Origin of the sequence: Hymenobacter tibetensis, from assembly GCF_022827545.1 — a bacterium.
Classification (GTDB): Bacteria; Bacteroidota; Bacteroidia; order Cytophagales; family Hymenobacteraceae; genus Hymenobacter; species Hymenobacter tibetensis.
The window spans coordinates 4960795-4979681 of sequence record NZ_CP094669.1 but is presented as its reverse complement, the minus strand read 5'-3'; the positions used below and the strand labels follow the sequence as shown (position 1 = coordinate 4979681).

The window sequence follows — 18887 nt, the reverse complement described above, 5'->3', positions numbered from 1 at the left end:
ACATCAAAAAGCCCCGCCTGGTATCAAGGCGGGGCTTTTTGATGCGGCTTAAGTTGCGGCAGAAATGAAAATCAAGAACAGCCTAGTGGCTGGTTACTTTCTCTTTATGTTTGGTGATCTGTCGTTTCAAACCATCGGTAGCGGCATCAGTAGCAGCTTCGAAGGAAGCAGCATCCTCTTGCGAGAAAAGAGTGGCACCCGGCACGAATAGCTTAATCTCTACAGTTTTGTTGTCAATTCCATCTTTGTTGTTCAGCTTCAAAATCACCTCGCCTTCTGTGACACGGTCATAGAAAGTTTCAAGCTTGTCGAGGCGCTTCTGGATGAAGTCGAGCAATTTTTGGTCGGCATCGAAATGCACCGAATGCATCTGTACTTTCATCGGTAGTAGGGTTTAAAGTAAAAAAAGGAACACAACTCAGGCCTTTGGATGGGCCTGTTCAAAAACAGATTTAAGTTTGTCGATCGACAAATGCGTGTAGACTTGAGTGGCAGCTAGGTTTGCATGCCCGAGCAGGTCTTTAATGGCGTTGAGGTCAGCTCCCTTATTAAGCAAATGCGTTGCGAAGGAATGCCGCAATACGTGAGGGTGCTGTTGAGAGGAAGAGGTTGTTATCTGACTTAAATAGTGCTTTACAGTTCGATAAACGAGCTTTTCATACATAGGCTCACCTTTGTCTGTAACGAGGAGCGCTGTACGGGTGTTGTCAGAATTGCCTATTTCTCGCTTTCGGAACGCTATATAGCGTTCCAGTGAAGCCACCAAGCTTTGGTTGAGAGGCACCAAGCGTTGCTTGTTGCCCTTGCCGGTTACACGCACCGTTTGGCCGTGCAGATTCACGTCGTCGGGCGTAATGCCAATCAGTTCCGACAACCGGATACCAGTGCCGTAGAGTAGCTCTAGCACCAACTGGTCGCGGGCGCCCACAAAGGTGTCCGGAAATTCAAACGAGTTCAGCAACCCGTTTAGGCTGTCTTCAGCTACAAACTCGGGCAGCTTCTTGGCCATCTTCGGCGCCTTGATGCGCAGCATCGGGTTGCGGCCGATAACATTAGTTGTGAGCAAGAACTTGAAGTAGGAGCGAAGGCAGGCAATCTTCCGGTTAACGGTGCGCGGATCAAGGTCCTGCTGCATCAGCGTCACCACCCACGACCTGATGAGAGTATGGTCGGCCTGCGACAAATCAGTTAGCTCGTACGTAGCGTTCAGGTACTCAGCAAACTGGCGCATATCAGTCTGATAAGACAGCAGCGTGTGGGGGCTGTAGCGGCGTTCAGACCGGAGGTAATTGAAAAATAAATCCATGCATCGGGTGCCGACCTGTTGGGCTGGACAACCAATGTATGGATTTCAACGCAGGAAAAAAATCGAAACAGATAGACGCGAAAAAACCGACTGGCGCGCCTTAGAGGCACATCAGCCGGTTTTAACCCGTGACGGAGAGAACAACTACGAGTTAGCCTCGTTGCCGTAGGTCACCTGCTTGTAGATGGCCTTTTGCTTCTGCTTACGGTTGGTAATAGAAGGCTTCTGGAAGAACGTGCGACGACGCAGTTCTTTCAGCACGCCCGTGCGCTCAAACTTCTTTTTGAACCGCTTAAGCGCGCGGTCAACCGACTCGTTCTCTTTGATTTGTACGATGATCATATGTCAATGGGGTTGAAAACTCAGCTTTGAAGGGCCGCAAAGATAATCACGGATTTCACAGATTAAAAATGCATTACGCAGATTTCAAATGATAAGGCGGTGCAAATCACGGAAATCTGCGTAAAACCAGTGTAATCCAAGCTTCTTATTTCAGAAGTGCGCGCGCAATAACCAGCTTCTGGATTTCGGAAGTGCCTTCTCCGATAGTGCAAAGCTTGGCATCACGATAATATTTTTCGGCCGGATAATCTTTGGTGTAGCCGTAGCCCCCAAAAATCTGGACCCCCTCGTTGGCCGTCCGGACTGCTACCTCCGAGGCATACAGTTTTGCCATAGCCGACTCGCGGTTCACGTTCAGGCCGCGGTCTTTCATGTCGGCTGCGCGATAAGTAAGCAAAGACGCTGCCTCGATTTCCGTAGCCATGTCTGCCAGCTTGAAGCCAATTCCTTGGAAGTTGCTGATGGGCTGGTTGAACTGTTGCCGCTCCTTGGAATACTGCAGGGCTGCCTCGTAGGCACCTTGCGCAATACCCAAGCTTAGTGCCGCAATGCTAACCCGGCCCCCATCAAGCACTTTCAGCGACTGAACGAATCCGTCGCCAACATTGCCAATTACATTTTCCTTAGGCACCCGACAGTCTGTGAAAATCATCTCTGTCGTCTCGGAAGCTCGCATGCCTAACTTGTCTTCCTTGCGGCCCGCCGCAAAACCTGGTGTGCCACGCTCTACAATAAAAGCCGTCATACCATGCGAATCACCTACTTCACCGGTGCGTGCAATAACTACGGCCACATTGCCGGACTTGCCATGCGTTATGAAGTTCTTAGCGCCGTTCAGTACATAATAGTCGCCATCCTGAACTGCTACGGTGCGCATGTTGCCCGCATCAGAGCCGGTGTTTGGCTCCGTGAGGCCCCACGCTCCAATCCATTCGCCAGAAGCCAACTTGGGGAGGTACTTGCTTTTTTGTTCTTCGGAAGCGTGCTGCAGAATATGGCCTGTGCACAGCGAGTTGTGAGCCGCCATGCTGAGCCCTATGCTTCCGTCGATTTTGGATAGCTCCGCAATGGCGGTTACATACTCAGTGTAACCAAAGCCGGAACCACCGTATTCCTGCGGTACTAATACACCCATCAAGCCAAGTTCACCTAGCTTGTGGAAAACATCAATGGGAAATTCCTGCGACTCGTCCCACTTCATCATGTGGGGTTTGATATGTTGCGCGCCGAAGTCACGCACCATTTGGGCAATCATTGTCTGGTTTTCGGTAGCGACCAGTTCCATGGGCAGAAGAAGTGAAGAGGGTGGGGTTTGAGGTAGTAACCGAATAGGAGCGGTTTTGGGTTCGTGAAGGTACGATTTTGGCTTGTCTCTAGCTACGTATAGGATTCCGGCTGGAGTCCTCCATTTTGAAAGCGCGCGTCAATTAGGTTACTTTGAAGGTTTTTAAGGCATTTTTACTTAACTGGACGCCGCCTTCCCAGAGGCTATCCTTTCATTTTTTCCAGTTTTTCCGTCTGCATGCGTCAATCCGCCTCCTGCTCAGTTTCCCACCTTTGGCTACTATGCGCAGTGTTTTTGCTGATGCTGTCATCTTGTGGTACGGCTCGCGTCTATAATCAGCGTACCATGTTCCGCCTTAGTGATGGTAAAGGGCTGGATACGATCCGCCTACGAGGCGTAGTAAATCGGGTAAATCGGAACTATATCATCCAGCCAAATGATTTGTTGGCTGTGCGGGTATATACCAATAATGGCGAGCGGATCATTGACCCCAACGGTGAACTGCAGTTTGGAGCTCCAGCTGGTATGCTCCCTACAGGTGCTAATGGGAGCCGTACGCTGTCTACTGGTACAGGCCAGGCCGCTGGGTCAGAGGCTGGCGATTCAGAATTCCCCGTTCAGACTGATGGCACGGTTCGGCTTCCCCTGATCAATCGGATAAAAGTGACAGGCTACACACTAGTTCAGGCGGACAGTGTACTAAGAGTGCGGTATGAGGAGTTCTATAAGGGCGTATTCGTTGTAACGCGTGTCACGAATAGCCGAGTAGTTGTGCTGGGCTCCGTGGGCGGTAAAATCATTCCGCTCGTAAATGATAATATGAACTTAATTGAGGTGTTGGCAGCGGCTGGTGGTATCGATGGTGGTGGCAGTGGCTCTTCTTTGTACCGGTCGGGAGGAAAGGCTTCTAACATCCGCATTATTCGTGGTGACCTAAAAAATCCTCAGGTCGAACAAATAGATTTAACCACGATAAATGGTATGCGCCGGGCCAACCTGCAAGTAGAGCCTAATGATATCATTTATATCGAACCAGTTCGTCGACCGTTCTCCGATGCCTTGATTGATGCGAGCCCAACAATTGGTTTGGCAAGTGCATTGATTACTACCCTTCTCGCATTCATTAGCATTAGCAGGACTTTCTGATGGAATGCTGGTTATTTCCAGCGTTCGTTTGCACCGAAATTCTTATTCCATTAAATGGCCGTTAACGAAAACGCCGAACTTGAGGAGTTGATCCGTAACGCTACCGGAGGAGGAAGCGCTACGCCTATCTTGGAGCCAGAGTCTACTGATGAGGGAGGCGGAATTGACTTCGATACGCTACTGCTAGTAGCCCGGCGCAGTTTGTTGTGGGTGGTCCTATTGATTGGGTTAGGAGTAACAGGCTCTTGGCTATTTTTGCGTTATACCAAACCGCTCTATCAATCATCGTCGCTTCTGAAGCTTGATGAGAAGACGGAAGCCGGCGAACTTGGGTTGGGTGGTATTGTTGGCACTGGAGTTGAAAACCGTCAAAGCATCAACAAGCTATCAGGAGAAGTTGAGCTCATTAAGTCGAACATAATCTATCGGCGGCTTCGCGATTCTCTGGGCCTTAATGTAACCTACTATGCTGAGGGAACTGTCTTGGAATCCGAACTGTACGGCTTGTCTCCTTTTGTAGTGGAGTACCAAGGTGATATTTTGTATAACACGAAGTTCAGCCTTGACATTACAGACACAAAAACCTTCCAACTGAGCTACCCGGTTGCCGGCCAGACCCAGAGCGGCGAACATTCCTTTAATCAGCCATTCAAAGTTGGTGGCATGACGTTGTTGATTCGGCCTAGCGCCATGTTCAACAAAGAGGTTTTAGACCGAAAGTATCACTTCGTCATCAACGACGAGGGCGCTATCAATTCGTACCTCGACCAGAATCTGATGGTGTCTATTGTGAATCCGGATGCGAATACCATCCAGATTTCCTTTCAAGACTATACCCCAGCGAAAGCTCGCGCTATTGTCAACAAAATTGACACGGTATACTTACAAGAGAAGCTAGCCCAGAAAAGTGCAGCTAGTGCCCAGAAGCTAAAGTTTCTGGATCAGCAGCTGAATGAGAACCGGCAGAATTTACAGGATGCAGAAGAGAACCTGCAAAACTTCGTACGCAGAACTAAAACCTATGATGTTCGATCTATTGTAGCGGAACTCAAGGGGCGCGTCGAAGAGATAGAGGAGGAACGACTAGAACTGAACGAAAAGCGCCAGCTTCTCGCTGACTTGGCCAAGATGGTTGATCAGGAAAGTTTAGCTCCTCGCGAAGACATGACGGTGGAAGAGAGTATACCAGGGCTGAACACACTGGCAGATGCACAGCTTTCGCAGCAACTAGGCGAGTTGAATGGGCTGGTATTTGACTTGCGTCGGGTAAGACGTTCAAACAGAGAGACGACTGAAGCGGTCCAGTCACGTTTAGATCGGGTAAACTATGTTAAAGGCAATGTGCAGCGCACCCTGCGTCAAAGCCAGGACCAACTTCGGAAGCAATCAGCGCTACTAGACCAAAAACGTAACACTTTCGACAATGAGCTTCAGTTGCTTCCTGAAAGAGCAACGGAAGAAGACCGACTGAAACGTCCGCTAGCACAATATGTTGGTACGTACACCATGTTAATGGCGAGAAAGGCAGACTTTCTGATTGCCATTGCAGGCACCACCCCCGACTTTCAGATTCTTTCGCCAGCAAGTATGCCTAGTGCTCCTATATCACCGGTTAGGCTGATGGTGTATGCTATTGGCCTAGCCAGCGGTATTGTATTGGGACTAGGGTTAATAGCTGTGCGCTACCTCATGCACAATACTGTCACGAGCGTGCGGGAATTGGAGCGCGCTACGACGGCCTCAGTGCTTGGAGTGATTCCTACTTACGACAAGGAGAAAATGTCTGTGTCGAAGTTGGTAGTAGATAAGAGCCCTAAATCTGCAATCAGTGAGTCGATCCGGTCTATTCGTACCAATTTGGATTTTATCAGCTCTTCGAAGAAGAAGCGTATGATTTCGGTTACCTCTACTATTTCGGGCGAGGGCAAAACATTTGTATCGGTTAACCTCGGGGGCATCATTGCCCTCTCAGAGCAACGCGTGGTGATCCTTGACTTGGATATGCGCAAGCCTAAAGTGAACCTGGCATTCGGGGCTGAAAACGTAAAAGGAGTTAGCACGATCCTTATCGAGAAACACACGGTGTTGGAATGCGTGCAGCATACTTCCATTCCTACGCTGGATTTTATCTCTGCCGGACCAACTCCACCAAACCCATCAGAGTTGATCTTAAGCCCGCGCTTCGATGAAATGCTGGCCGAATTGCATCAGGTATATGATGTCATTTTAATAGATACGCCGCCAGTAGGACTGGTCACGGACGGTATTCTAATCATGCGCAAGGCTGATATTCCAATCTATATAGTACGTGCCAACTATTCTAAAAAGACCTTCTTAAAGAATATCAACAAGCTTATTAAAGCCAATAATTTCACCCGGCTATGCACGATTCTGAATGATGCCCGAGCTAGCGGCCTCTACGGGTACGGGTACGGGTACGGGTACGGCTACGGCTACGGGCAAGGATACTACGAGGAAACTAAGCCTGCTGAAGGTGCACTCAGCCGTCTACGGAAACGTTTCTCCTGATATCTATTTCGGCTTCTTATGGTATCCTTACTGCAAAAGTGGTTTGGGAGTAAGCCAGCTCCAATGGTGCCACTTCCTGAGGGTCTAGCTCCTCTAGTGGCTGACATGCATTCACACCTCTTGCCAGGGCTTGACGATGGCGCCGAGACCGTAGAGCAATCGGTGGCTATGTTGCGAGAGTTGCAGGGGTTGGGTTTGCGGAAACTGGTAATGACTCCTCATATAATGGGGGACTTCTATAAGAACACCCCTGAGGGAATACGAGCTGCTCTTAGTGCATTGCAAACAGCTGCCAAACAGGCTGGTATAACGAACGTGGAATTGCAGTGCGCTGCCGAGTATTACCTCGATGAGTGGTTCGGTCGACGGCTTGATCATGGCGACGAACTACTTACTTTCGGAGGAACAAAACGGTACTTGCTGATTGAAACGAGCTACATCAACGAGCCTTTCAACTTGGCCGAGACTATCTTTCGAGTGCAAAGCATGGGCTACCAACCAGTGTTGGCTCACCCCGAACGCTACACTTATTTTTACGGCCGTTTCGATGAGTTGAAGAAGGTGCGCGATAATGGTGCGTTGCTGCAACTCAATCTTAATTCGCTGGCTGGCTATTATTCTTCGGGGGCGAAGAGAGTTGCCGAGAAACTAGTTGATGCGCAGATGGTGGATATGGTTGGCACGGATGCTCACAACTTAAAGCATATCAATGTATTACGCGACAAGACGTTGTCAACAGAATACCTCCGCAAGCTGCTATCTATGCCGCTTCTGAACAGCAGCTTGTAGACAATGAAGGTACTGAATGGTTGTATGGCCGACCATTTAGTAGGTAGTGTGAATAATCAGCCAGGCTTCTGTTCAATTCATGATATTCGTCACTGGGGGTAGCGGCCTTGTAGGTAGCTTTTTGATTCCGGCGTTGGTGGCGCGCGGTCTGCCAGTGCGCGCACTCTACCGCAAGCAGATTCCTGTCATCGAAGGTGCCGAAGTAGTGGAATGGGTTGAAGGGGATGTGCGAGACACCTCTTTACTGAAAGGCGCGTTGGCAGGTGTTACACACGTTTTTCATTGTGCGGGCCTGGTTTCATACGCTCCGCAAGACGAGGAGGCATTGCTTCAGGTGAACGTAGAAGGCACGGCGGCAGTAGTGGATGCTTGTTTGGAGACAATAGGGGTGCGGCTTTGCCAGGTGTCATCGGTAGCAGCACTGGGCGGCGGATCAGAAAGTGCGGAAGAGGAGCATCCAACCACTACGCCTCAATTGCTGGACGAACAGAGCAAGTGGGACCTAGGTGCTGCCCACGGGGCCTACGCTACATCGAAGTATTTAGCAGAACTTGAGGTGTGGCGCGGAGTATCCGAAGGGCTACAAGCCGTTATGGTAAATCCTTCTGTCATTTTGGGCCCTGCGGACTGGACACGGAGCAGTACACGCTTGTTCCGGTATGCGTGGCAGCAGCATTTGTTCTATACCGATGGCAATATCAACGTGGTGGATGTGCGCGACGTGGTGGATATGATGCTACATCTGACGCTAGACTCGGCTACTAGCGGAGAACGGTACGTGTTGAACGGAGGAGCCATGCCGCTCCGTAATTTGCTGACGCAAGCAGCTATCTGCTTTGGGAAGAAGCCGCCCACCGTTGCTGTGCCGCATTGGGCTGCCGAAACAATCTGGCGTCTAGAACATGTTAGGTCTATGCTGACCGGGGCCCGGCCCCTTATCACCAAAGACACGGCCCGAGCGGGCCGCAGGCCTACCATCTATTTGGCTGATAAAGTGCAAGCCACGACGGGAAAGACATTTCGGCCGCTCCCAGAAACGATAGAGTGGTGTTGCAAAGAGCTAGTGAAGTAGCAACGTAGCGGGCAAACAGCCAGTTAGCGTACGTCTGCCCGTATACAACTGAGCTATCCGAGAAACTAGCTCGTACGCACCATTTCATCATGAACTTGCCGGCCTCCGGTGCGGTTGTTGTATATTAGGCCATAACCCTCTCAGAGGGCATTTCTACCCGACTAAGTCTGCTGAGGCTGCCGTTTTGACGGTCTGGCACTTGATAGTAGCTGAATGAGAATGAACGAAAATTTTGAGGACCGGGACGAGGTATTGGACACTGTGCGCCGTTTCGAGCGGATGGTGGCCCACAATGAGCCCGTCTTTTTTGATTTGGCCGACTTCGAAAATATCATCGACCATTATACCACCAACACTCAATACGACAAAGCATTACAGGCCTGCGAGGCTGCCATTGCCCAGTACCCTTTCAGTACAGAACTGTTGATTGACCGGTCGCAGGTGCTGGCCATGAAGGGGGAATACACTGCTGCCGCCACCCAGATTGAAGATGTAGCTCAACTTGATCCTGACAACCCCGACATTGCCGTAACTCGTGGCATCATTGCCACCCAAAAAGGAGAGTTTGCTGAAGCCGTTGCCTTCTTTCTGCAAGCCACTGAGCGGGCCCCCGACCGGGACGATATTTATTTCAACTTAGGTCTAGCTTACCAGAGCTGGCAGAAGTTTAAGAGTGCTGCCAAGTTCTACAAGAAAAGCTTGCGCCTAAACGCCGAGAATGACGTAGCTGTGCAAGAGCTGCTGTACTGTTTGGAAGTGAGCGAGCGGCTGGAAAGCAATCTGGACTTTTTTCAGCGCTTCACTGACGAAGACCCGTACTCGGCTGTGGCTTGGTATAATCTAGGGCAGGCATACTACCGGTTGGAACAACTAGACAAAGCGGTAGGAGCTTTCGAGTACGCCATCCTTATTGATTCCAAGTTCCAAGAAGCCCACGCTTACTTGGCTAGCACCTACGTCAGCCAAGAAAAGTACCGGGAAGCAATTCAGGAGTTCGAGTTGAGCTACGAGGAAGGCAAGCCAACTCCCGAAGCTTTGTGCAACATTGGCGAGTGCCATGAGAAGCTACGGGAGTGGGATTTGTCTCGTCGTTTTTACCAACGCGCCATTGACTTGGATCCTCAGATGGATGAGGCATGGTTCGGCATTGGTATTATAATGAACGAGCAAGAGCGGCATTTCGAAGCCATCCACTTCTTTCGTAAAGCCGTGGAACTCTACGCCGAAAGCGTAGAATACTGGCTAGCACTTGCCGCCGCCGAATACCAGGTTGGCAACGTGGTAAGTGCGCTTGAAGCCTACGAGAAGGCCACCGAAACCGCTCCTGACAACAAGGACGCGTGGCTTAACTGGAGTATTATCCTCTACGAGCAAGGCAACTTTGACGGTGCTATCGACTTGATGCGCAACGCGGTGGAAGTGCAGCCGATAGAGGCAGAGCTACATTACCGCTTGTGCGCATATTTGTTGGCCGCCGGCCGGTACCGCGAAGCCTACGAGACACTGGAAAATGCGCTAGTACTCGATTTCGACAAACACCGGTTGCTATTCGACTATTTTCCTGAGCTAGAGTCTCAAAAAGCTTTAGCCCGCCTGATTGACCAGTACAGAAAATAAAGTGTAAAGAGCGTGGAACGATGGTCGAGGCCAAGATTCCACGCTCTTTTTTGTGCCTATTGTTTTGCCCGTACTTTTGTCGCATTGCTTTTCTGGCTTGTGATGAACACTACCACATCCTGGCCCTCAAGAACTCTAGTTCCTCTACTGAATGAATTACAACCTCTCCCAACTGCCCGAACGTACCGACAAACCCCGTGAGCAAGGCTTCACGATGGTGATGGATAAGGGCCTGAGTGTGCGCGAAACCGAAGACTTCCTGGAAGTAGGCGCTCCTTACACCGATATTGTAAAGCTCGGATGGGCTACTTCCTACGTGACGCCTAATCTTAAGCGCAAGTTGGAAGTCTACAAAGAGGCCGGTATTCCCGTGTACTTCGGTGGCACGTTGTTCGAGGCCTTCATCATTCGCAATCAGTTTGATGACTACCGGCGGCTGTTGTCGGAGTTCGATATGGAGTACGCCGAGGTATCGGATGGATCGATCGACCTCAACCACGACCGGAAGCTGGACTATATCCGGGAACTCTCCAAGGAAGTGAAGGTGCTGTCGGAGGTAGGTTCCAAGGATGCTGAGAAGATCATCCCGCCCTACAAGTGGATTTCGCAGATGAGAACCGAGCTGGAAGCCGGTGCCATCAAGGTAATTGGTGAAGCGCGGGAAGCCGGCAACGTTGGTTTGTTTCGCAGCACGGGAGAAGTGCGCTCCGGCTTGGTAGAAGAAATTCTGACGCAGATTCCGTTCGAAAAAATCCTTTGGGAAGCTCCGCAGAAAGCGCAGCAAGTGTGGTTCATCAAGCTTTTGGGAGCCAATGTGAATTTGGGCAACATTGCACCGAATGAAATTGTAAGCTTGGAGACCATCCGGCTCGGTTTGCGCGGCGACACGTTCACCCACTTCCTCGACATGGATAATGTGGACCCCGATTTCCGCCCTGAGAAGCCCACTGGCAAGCCGGGTACTTCAATGCCGCGGGGCTAAGCCCCAAGGAAAGAAGAGTAGGTGTTTGTTCAACAAAATGAGCTTTGTTGCATGTAGCAAGAAGCACTGCCTGCGGAACTGCGCAACAGCACCATAAGCAAGGGCCAACTGGTATCAACCAGTTGGCCCTTGCTTATGGTATACTCATGAAGCTGTTTACAGCGTAACGCAGAACGTAGTGCCTTCGCCCGGTACACTTTCTACATCAAGGCGGCCGCCGTGGTCCTCTACGATGCGGTGTATCAAATATAGGCTCGCGGCTGAGGAAGATGCCGAAGACTGAGGGCGAAAGGCGCGACTTTGGCCGCGCGAAGGTTCTAGCCCCAGTCCATTGTCTTGCACGACCAGCTGCGCACGACCGTTGGCACTGGACTTACTTTCCAACCGCAACTTCAGGGGCCTGCTAGGATCGTGCTGCTTGATGGAGTTGCTAAGCAAATTGGTGATAATGCTCAGCAAGTGCGGGCGTACATACGACACCGTTGGTAAGCTCTGAAAGTGGGTGGAGACTTCGCCACCTGAAGCCCGCAGATGAGGATGCAGACCTAGCAATGCTTCTCGCGTTACGGTAGCCAATGATAGCTCTTCGGTTGGGAGCTTATGTTGATCCAACGCCTTCACTAGCTGCACTAGATTTTGCACCGTTTTGTTCCAGCGGCTAAGGCTGTTATCGACTATAACGAGGAGCGCATTCGCGTCAGGGTCATGGAACGTAACGGCTTCACGCATCTGCCCGAACAGTGCTTGCAGGTTATGAATTGGTTGACGCAACTCATTGGCTGCAGCCTGCACAAAAGCATCCAGTTCGCGGTTGTTGCGGATCAGATTCTCGTTTTGCTGTTGTAGCCCGAGGCTACGTAGCTTCAGCTCATGGATATCGGTGCTGGTGCCATACCACTTCACCACGTCGCCCTGCTCGTTGCGGAGTGGTTGGGCGCGGTGCAGAAACCAGCGCAGCTCGCCGTCATGCCGTTCAATCTGGCTCTGATATTCCCACGCTACAGTCGGTCGTTCAGTGTGCTGATAGTCAAAAAGGGCTTGCACCACTTCCTGCCCTGGAAATGCATTCTGGTTGTTTTGCGCGGCGCGTTGTTGCGCGTCAGGGCCTATGTACTTGTTTGCGGCCTGGTTCAGGGTGTCGGGCGAACCATCTGGGTTGAGTGTCCAGAGTAGCTGCGGTATCGTATCTGTCAGTTCTTGGCAGGGGTCCGGGTCCTGCGGATTGGCGGCAGACCCCGATATATCAGGACGTTGGTCTTGTATGTCAGTGATGGTGCCATACCAGCGGCTGATTCGGCCGGCCTCATTGCGGGCAGGGACCATATGCGCTATGTGCAGCCGGTACACTCCATCGTGGCGTCGGATCCGAGCCTTCCAACTCCAGGGTTGTCCTTTGCGCAGGTGCTCAGGCAAATCATGCAGTATCTGCGTCCAGTCGTCGGAATCCAAGGCATCCACCCAATCGTGGGAAGACAGCGCCGCCGCAGATTGTCCTGTGTACGTGAACCACTGAGGACTCAAGTATTCCACTACCCCTTCAGCAGAGCTGATAGAGGTAATCTGGGGCAGATGCTCTACAATTTCCTGGTGAGGAGTGGCCGATGCCGCTACCGAAGCCTGCCGGACACGGCTGGTTACATCTTGGCCGAAGACCAGGACGCCCGTGATATGTTGCTTGTCGTCGTGCAGGGGCTGCAGGCTGACGTTGAAATACTGCGGAGTTTCTGCAGTATTGTTGAGCGCCAGCTCGCGTGCTGCGAATGGCTGGCCAGTTTGGTATGTTTTATCAAGGGCCGCTAAGGCCTCCGGAATTTGCAAGGAAGTTAGCACTTCAGCTACCAGGCGGCCTACCAACTGGTTCTGCCCGAGCAGAGCAGCTGCCTTCGGGCTTACATAGCTGATACGATGTTCTGGGCCACGTACAGTCAGCACGTAGCCTGGCAGGTACGCCAAGGCATCGCGCAATTGAGCTACCTCATCCGGCTCGGGAGCTGGCTGTGGTGTTGCTGTATTGGGTGATGACGCGGCAACCGGATGTGCGGTGGCCAACCAGTAACTTTCAGCTTTTGTGCCTAGTGCTATACGCGTTAAAGAAGGCTGCCACCAACGAGTAGCTTGTTTAGCGCCAGTAGAAGAAGCCACCGGCAGCAGAACGGGAGGCTGTACCCAAGGAGTAGAGCGAACAACGCTGTATGCATAAGCCCATGCAGTGGCTACCGACCCTAGCTGCGACTGTACGTCTTGCAAGGAACGGCCAACCAACGCTGCTGGTACCGCAGTTAGGTTAAGCTCCGCCATGCCTACGCTGCTAGCTACGATGTTTCCATCATTGTCAAGCAAAAGAGTAGGGGTGGGCAGATAAGAAAAGGCCTCAGCAAACGGGTGTGACGTCAACTGAGTAATCGGAGCAAAAGGCATTAGTAGGGCGCGAAAAGCAACTTGTCAGTAAGGGGGAGCTGCTTAAAAGACGGGTTTAATTCCCGTTACTCTATATATCATAACATTAAACTATTACAAGTATATTTCATATTTCCCAGATTACTACTATGGCCTCGCCATTTTAATACATTATACGTTTAAATTGGTGAAATAAGATTGCGGCCAAGCAAATAATAATCTGAAATAGCCCTTTCAAGTGAACTGAGGCTATTATTCTTAACGCCTTAGAATAAAGCAATTATCTTATATTTGTTGGCTTTTTAACAGGCCGGTCATAGGGCCTTATGCCTACATTGCTTCCGAATTCCAAGTTATCAAGAAGCCAAGCAAACAAAGCCCCACGTCGTCCCGAAATGGAAGCAAGGGCTGTTTAGTGGTCTATGCGTTCAGCCATTTCAATGTATTATGTACAATTCGGAGGGTAGTTGAAGTATGCTTGTATTCTCGGAAGATAAGCAGGTTCACAATCACTCCATAAAGCTCAATCGATAGAAGCTGGTAGCCTATACCAGAACAAGATCATGCTAAACATCCAGCTTACTCCGTTTCCGGAACTTCAGACTGCTCGGTTCGTACTTCGCCAGCTCCGTGAATCAGACGGACCGGCTATGCTTGCGCAGCGTTCCGATGAGCGTATTATACGTTACCTCGACCGTGAGCCAGATACGTCACTCACCCAAACGGTAGCACTCATCGAAAAAATAAAGCAGAGTGCCGCCGACAACTTAGGGATAACCTGGGGCATTGTGCGACCAACAGACGACCTATTGCTTGGTACCATTGGCTTGTGGCGCATCATGGCCGATCATCACCGGGCCGAAATAGGATATGGCTTGGATCCGGCTTACTGGCAGCAAGGTATTATGAGCGAGGCAATGGTTGCGGTGCTTGCTTACGGGTTTCAGCAGTTGAAACTCCATAGTATAGAAGCTACCATCAACCCCAACAACATGGCCTCTAAGCGGCTACTAGAAAAGCACGGCTTTGTGCAGGAAGCTTATTTCCGAGAAAACTACTTCTTCCGGGGTAATTTTTTGGACTCTGCTGTCTACTCTCTGCTTACACCTAACGCAACGGAAGCAAGCCAAAACCACGAGTGAAATCAGGCATAGAAACAGCGCAACTATAACACAGAGAAAGAAGTACAAGGAAACTCATCTGTTTCCCTGTATGCTACGATTTCCTTTTCAGCAGTCAGCAGCCACCCTACTGCTCCTGACTGCTGCTTGCAACCAAGGCAAGCCTGCCGCTGACACTCCTACCAACACTCCCGCTGCCACGAAAGCAGCGCCAGCCGCCACTCCAACTGCTTCAGCTCCGGCGTTGCCGAAGCCCTACGCCACTGAGTCTACGACCAAACGGAGCAAGGTGATTGGCTGGCCTGCTGGCAAAACGCCGGTTGTTCCAACTGGCTTTACGATAGCCGAATATGCCGGCGAGCTAAATAGTCCGCGCTGGGCATATGTCACGCCCAACGGCGACGTACTGGTGGCAGAGGCTAACACCATTCCAACTTCCTTCAAAAAGAAGGTGACAGCCAAACTCGACCTCGACCCCTCGAAGTCGTTGAAGGAAACCAGTGCCAACCGCATTACCCTACTGCGCGACACCAACAAAGATGGCAAGCCCGATGTGCGCGAAACCTTCTTGGCCAACCTAAATCAGCCGTTTGGAATGCTGGTACTGGGCAACTACTTCTATGTAGCTAATACCGATGGTGTTGTGCGCTATGCATACAAGCCTGGTCAAACCAAAATCACGGGGTCAGGGGAGAAAATCTTGTCGCTGCCAGGCAAAGGCTACAACAACCACTGGACTCGCAACCTACTGGCTAGTGCTGATGGCTCGAAAATATACGTGAGCGTGGGCTCCAGTTCCAATGTGGGTGAGAACGGCATGAAGTACGAACAGCGCCGCGCCAATATTCTGGAAATCAACCCGGATGGATCGGGGGAAAAAGTGTACGCCGCTGGCCTGCGCAACCCGGTCGGGATGGACTGGAACCCCGTTACGAAAGCACTATGGACCGCTGTGAATGAGCGTGACGAGCTAGGCGACGATTTGGTGCCCGATTACCTGACTAGTGTACAGCCTGGAGCATTTTACGGCTGGCCCTATTCGTATTTCGGGCAAAACGAAGATCCGCGCCGCAAAGGAGAACGGCCTGATCTGGTGAAGAAGGCCGTGGTGCCAGAGGTGCCGTTGGCACCGCACTCCGCCTCATTAGGATTAGCTTTCTATGATGGTAAGGCCTTTCCGGCCAAGTACCAGCAGGGCGCTTTTGTAGGCCAGCATGGCTCCTGGAATCGTTCAGAATTCACTGGTTATAAGGTGGTTTTCGTGCCCTTTCAAAACGGCAAGCCAACTGGCAAATCCGAAGACTTTGTGAGCGGCTTCGTGCTGAACAACGGTACCAAGGAAGTGTATGGTCGGCCAGTGGGAGTCACGGAGATGCCCGACGGGTCGTTGCTGGTGCTGGATGATGCTGGAAACAAGGTGTGGCGAGTGGTGGCGAGCAGCCAGACGTCCAACCAAGCCGCAGCCGCAGCCCAAAAGTCAGCTTCAACGCTTGCTAGCGTAGCGCGCTAAAGCAACACAGCGCAAACAAACGAGCCGCCTGAACTTGCTTCGGGCGGCTCGTTTGTTTTCTAGCGGGAAGGAGCGGACCGAAAAAAGTGGCGGGCATTGTAATGCGTTGCCAGAACTGGCGAACTATGCAGTATCCTTTCCATCGTCTTACTATGCATTGTATGCTTCTGTCAAAAAAGCTTGTTCTGTTTGTTGCGCTTGTACTCACTTCTTTTGCCACGCAGGCGCAAAAGGTTGCTAAGAAAGCAGCTTCTCCCGCCACAGCCACAGTGCTGGGCACCACCAAAACGCTGCTCTGGGAAGTTTCCGGGAAAGACCTTGCCAAGCCATCGTATGTGTATGGCACCATTCATTTGGTGTGCCCGGCCGACCTGCAAATCAGCGACAAGCTCAAGCAGAAATTCAGTGAAACCGAGCAGGTGGTGATGGAGCTGGACATGGACAGCCCCACCATGATGCAGGAAATGCAAAGCGACGTACTGATGAGCGGTGGCCAAACTCTGAAGCAGCTTCTTTCCGCTACCGATTACACAGCCGTTGGCAATTACTTACAGGCAAATACCAAGCTGCCCATTGAAACGGTAGGCGCTGTGAAGCCCTTTATTCTGAGTTCAATGCTGTATCCGGTGTTGCTGGGCTGCACGCCGGCCAGCTATGAAACTAGCTTCGTGAAGATGGCGCAGGAAGCCAAAAAGGAAGTGCTGGGGCTGGAAACTGTGCAAGAGCAACTCGGCCTCTTCGACAAGATTCCGTACGCCGAACAAAGCAAGATGCTGGCTGACATGGTGAACCAGGAGGCCGCTGCCAAGCAGGAAATTCAACAGATGATGACGCTCTACAAAACCCAGGATGTAGAGCAGTTGCGCGTCATGACCTCGAAGAGCCTGTTCGGATTTCAGCAGTATGAGGACCTGCTGCTCGACTCTCGTAACCAGCGTTGGATAGCCGACATGGAACGCCATGCCACAGCGAAACCCACCTTCTTTGCCGTGGGAGCCGCGCACTTAGGTGGCTCGAAGGGAGTTTTGGCTTTGCTGCGGCAGCAAGGGTACCAAGTTCGCCCAGTAGCGCTGTAGCTTCCTACCTTTGCGGGCCCATGCTATACCTGCTGCGCCGCCTGCTGAGCTATATCGTTCCCCTTACCCGCACCGTGCATTCGCCCATTACCGGGCAGTTGGAGATAACCTGGCACCACGGCCAGAAGGTGCTTGACACGCCCCATGCCAACTACTCTTATGGCTCGTTGCAACGCGTGTTGCGCTATGGGCTTATGTTCGTGGCACCTGAGCAGGCGAGCCACACCTTGTTGCTGGGGTTAGGGGGCGGATCGGTGGTGGCTACGCTACGGAAAGAACTGCAGTACCAGGGGCACATCACGGCCGTCGAGCTGGATGCAGTGATGATTCAGCTTGCGGACGCTGAGTTCGGTATTCGGCCTGATGCACAGTTAGAGATTGTCTGTGCTGATGCGTTTGAATGGGTGAAAAGCGCCCCGAAAGAACACTTCGGGCTAATCATTGTGGATCTGTTTGTAGACTTATACCTGCCCGACGGCCTTCGAACAGCAACGTTCTGGCAAGCCTTACAGCAATTGCTACGCCCCGGTGGCTACGTGCTAGCCAATACCCTCACCGACGTACCGTTGGAGGTGGAAGGTGAGGAGTTGGCCATCTACCTAGAAAAGCAAGGCTTTACAGTGAAAGAACTAGAGGTAGAGCTTTTGAACCGCCTGCTGGTTCTCCAGAAAGCACAGGCTTAAGTGGAAGGCTGCTCGCAGGCCTACCGTAGTACTGACTAGTAGCTGCTAAATGCTCTATAGCTCACCTCGTAGCAGGTAGGGGCAAGTAGCCATATAAGGTCATGCATTCAGGTAAGTTGGGTTAAATGGAGCAGTAGGGTGTGGTGCGGGTACGTGGTGGGCTTGCTCTGGAAACGAAATTCCATCTGTGTTTTCGGTGCCTGGTAGATGGCCCTGCGGTACTCCGGTGGGTTTCTGCTTTCTTTGCAAGCAAAACCCCCTGCTGACCTTATGGAAATCCTGAAGCACCTTGTCGATTTCATTCTGCACCTTGACAAGCATCTTGGCGATATTATTCAGGATTATGGGGCCTGGACCTATGCCATCCTGTTCCTCATCATCTTCGTTGAGACGGGCGTAGTGGTACTGCCTTTCTTGCCCGGCGACTCGCTGCTGTTTGCGGCTGGCTCCTTGGCCGCGTTGCCTGGCTCGCCGCTGAACGTGTGGGCCATGGTGGGTTTGCTGATTGTGGCAGCCGTACTCGGTGATACACTCAACTACCACATCGGGGACTACCTCGGGCCGCGGGTGTTCCGCGAAAACTCGCGGTTCCTGAAACGGGAGCACTTAGACCGTACGCAGCAGTTCTATGAAAAGCACGGGGCCAAAACCATTATCCTGGCGCGCTTTATACCCATTATCCGCACGTTTGCGCCGTTCGTGGCCGGCGTAGGCACCATGAGCTACACCAAGTTTCTGTCCTACAACATAGTGGGAGCAGTGCTGTGGGTGTCAATACTAACGCTGGCCGGCTATTTTTTCGGGCAGATATCGGTGGTGCAGAAGAACTTCTCGCTGGTGGTGCTAGCCATTATTGGGCTGTCGTTGTTGCCCGTAGTGTTCGAGTTTATTAAGTCGCGCCGGTCGAGCAGCCGGCCCGTGGCTTAGCAAGTATCAGAAGCTATGCTTCTCTAAAGCCATCGTGTGTTGCCAGCTTAGAAGTTGATTCAAGGGCTCTGAGGTAAGGAAAACCTCGTCTTTCTTTTCAAGAAA

At 51.6% G+C, this 18887-nt stretch carries 16 protein-coding genes; 11 read left to right on the top strand and 5 right to left on the bottom strand.

What is annotated here, in order from left to right; translation table 11 throughout:
* Positions 1-82 precede the first annotated feature (82 nt).
* The 4 genes from hpf to MTX78_RS20030 all read right to left on the bottom strand — a co-directional run bounded on the left by hpf (position 83) and on the right by MTX78_RS20030 (position 2933).
* Positions 83-382: a ribosome hibernation-promoting factor, HPF/YfiA family gene (gene hpf / locus MTX78_RS20045; protein WP_243797751.1), complete on the bottom strand. Its 300-nt coding sequence runs from the start codon at positions 380-382 to the stop codon at positions 83-85.
* A gap of 36 nt (positions 383-418) precedes the next feature.
* A complete protein-coding gene (locus MTX78_RS20040) occupies positions 419-1306 on the bottom strand; it encodes a tyrosine-type recombinase/integrase (protein ID WP_243797749.1) in 888 nt (295 codons plus the stop codon).
* A gap of 144 nt (positions 1307-1450) precedes the next feature.
* On the bottom strand, positions 1451-1648 hold the full coding sequence (gene rpsU / locus MTX78_RS20035; RefSeq protein WP_243797747.1) for a 30S ribosomal protein S21: 198 nt from the start codon (positions 1646-1648) through the stop codon (positions 1451-1453).
* A 145-nt stretch (positions 1649-1793) separates the two neighbouring features.
* Positions 1794-2933: an acyl-CoA dehydrogenase family protein gene (locus MTX78_RS20030; protein WP_243797746.1), complete on the bottom strand. Its 1140-nt coding sequence runs from the start codon at positions 2931-2933 to the stop codon at positions 1794-1796.
* 345 nt (positions 2934-3278) lie between these two features.
* On the opposite strand from MTX78_RS20030, the gene MTX78_RS20025 reads away from it, so the two are divergent.
* The 6 genes from MTX78_RS20025 to MTX78_RS20000 all read left to right on the top strand — a co-directional run bounded on the left by MTX78_RS20025 (position 3279) and on the right by MTX78_RS20000 (position 11068).
* Entirely contained in the window at positions 3279-4079 is an 801-nt protein-coding gene (locus tag MTX78_RS20025; protein ID WP_243797744.1) for a polysaccharide biosynthesis/export family protein, read from the top strand.
* 54 nt (positions 4080-4133) lie between these two features.
* Positions 4134-6608 (top strand): polysaccharide biosynthesis tyrosine autokinase, encoded by a 2475-nt coding sequence (locus MTX78_RS20020; protein WP_243797743.1) that lies wholly within the window; start codon positions 4134-4136, stop codon positions 6606-6608.
* A 105-nt stretch (positions 6609-6713) separates the two neighbouring features.
* Positions 6714-7397, top strand: a complete 684-nt coding sequence (locus tag MTX78_RS20015; protein ID WP_243797741.1) for a tyrosine-protein phosphatase — start codon at positions 6714-6716, stop codon at positions 7395-7397.
* A 79-nt stretch (positions 7398-7476) separates the two neighbouring features.
* Entirely contained in the window at positions 7477-8469 is a 993-nt protein-coding gene (locus MTX78_RS20010; protein ID WP_243797739.1) for an NAD-dependent epimerase/dehydratase family protein, read from the top strand.
* 219 nt (positions 8470-8688) lie between these two features.
* Positions 8689-10086, top strand: a complete 1398-nt coding sequence (locus MTX78_RS20005) for a tetratricopeptide repeat protein (protein ID WP_243797738.1) — start codon at positions 8689-8691, stop codon at positions 10084-10086.
* Between the two features lie 151 nt (positions 10087-10237).
* Positions 10238-11068, top strand: coding sequence for a phosphosulfolactate synthase (locus MTX78_RS20000; protein ID WP_243797736.1), 831 nt, complete (start codon positions 10238-10240; stop codon positions 11066-11068).
* Positions 11069-11224: 156 nt separating this feature from the next.
* Here the strand turns inward: MTX78_RS20000 and MTX78_RS19995 are convergent, their stop codons facing one another.
* A complete protein-coding gene (locus tag MTX78_RS19995; RefSeq protein WP_243797734.1) occupies positions 11225-13486 on the bottom strand; it encodes a sensor histidine kinase in 2262 nt (753 codons plus the stop codon).
* A gap of 542 nt (positions 13487-14028) precedes the next feature.
* Here MTX78_RS19995 and MTX78_RS19990 point away from each other — a divergent pair.
* From MTX78_RS19990 to MTX78_RS19970, 5 genes are all read left to right on the top strand, one after another.
* On the top strand, positions 14029-14607 hold the full coding sequence (locus MTX78_RS19990) for a GNAT family N-acetyltransferase (protein ID WP_243797733.1): 579 nt from the start codon (positions 14029-14031) through the stop codon (positions 14605-14607).
* A 70-nt stretch (positions 14608-14677) separates the two neighbouring features.
* Complete coding sequence (locus tag MTX78_RS19985; RefSeq protein WP_243797731.1) at positions 14678-16096, top strand: PQQ-dependent sugar dehydrogenase; 1419 nt, start codon at positions 14678-14680, stop codon at positions 16094-16096.
* A 161-nt stretch (positions 16097-16257) separates the two neighbouring features.
* Complete coding sequence (locus tag MTX78_RS19980) at positions 16258-17172, top strand: TraB/GumN family protein (protein WP_243797730.1); 915 nt, start codon at positions 16258-16260, stop codon at positions 17170-17172.
* A 20-nt stretch (positions 17173-17192) separates the two neighbouring features.
* Entirely contained in the window at positions 17193-17855 is a 663-nt protein-coding gene (locus tag MTX78_RS19975) for a spermidine synthase (RefSeq protein ID WP_243797728.1), read from the top strand.
* Positions 17856-18125: 270 nt separating this feature from the next.
* The gene (locus MTX78_RS19970; RefSeq protein ID WP_243797726.1) at positions 18126-18782 is read left to right on the top strand and encodes a DedA family protein; all 657 of its coding nucleotides are present in this window, start codon (positions 18126-18128) and stop codon (positions 18780-18782) included.
* Positions 18783-18887: the final 105 nt, after the last annotated feature.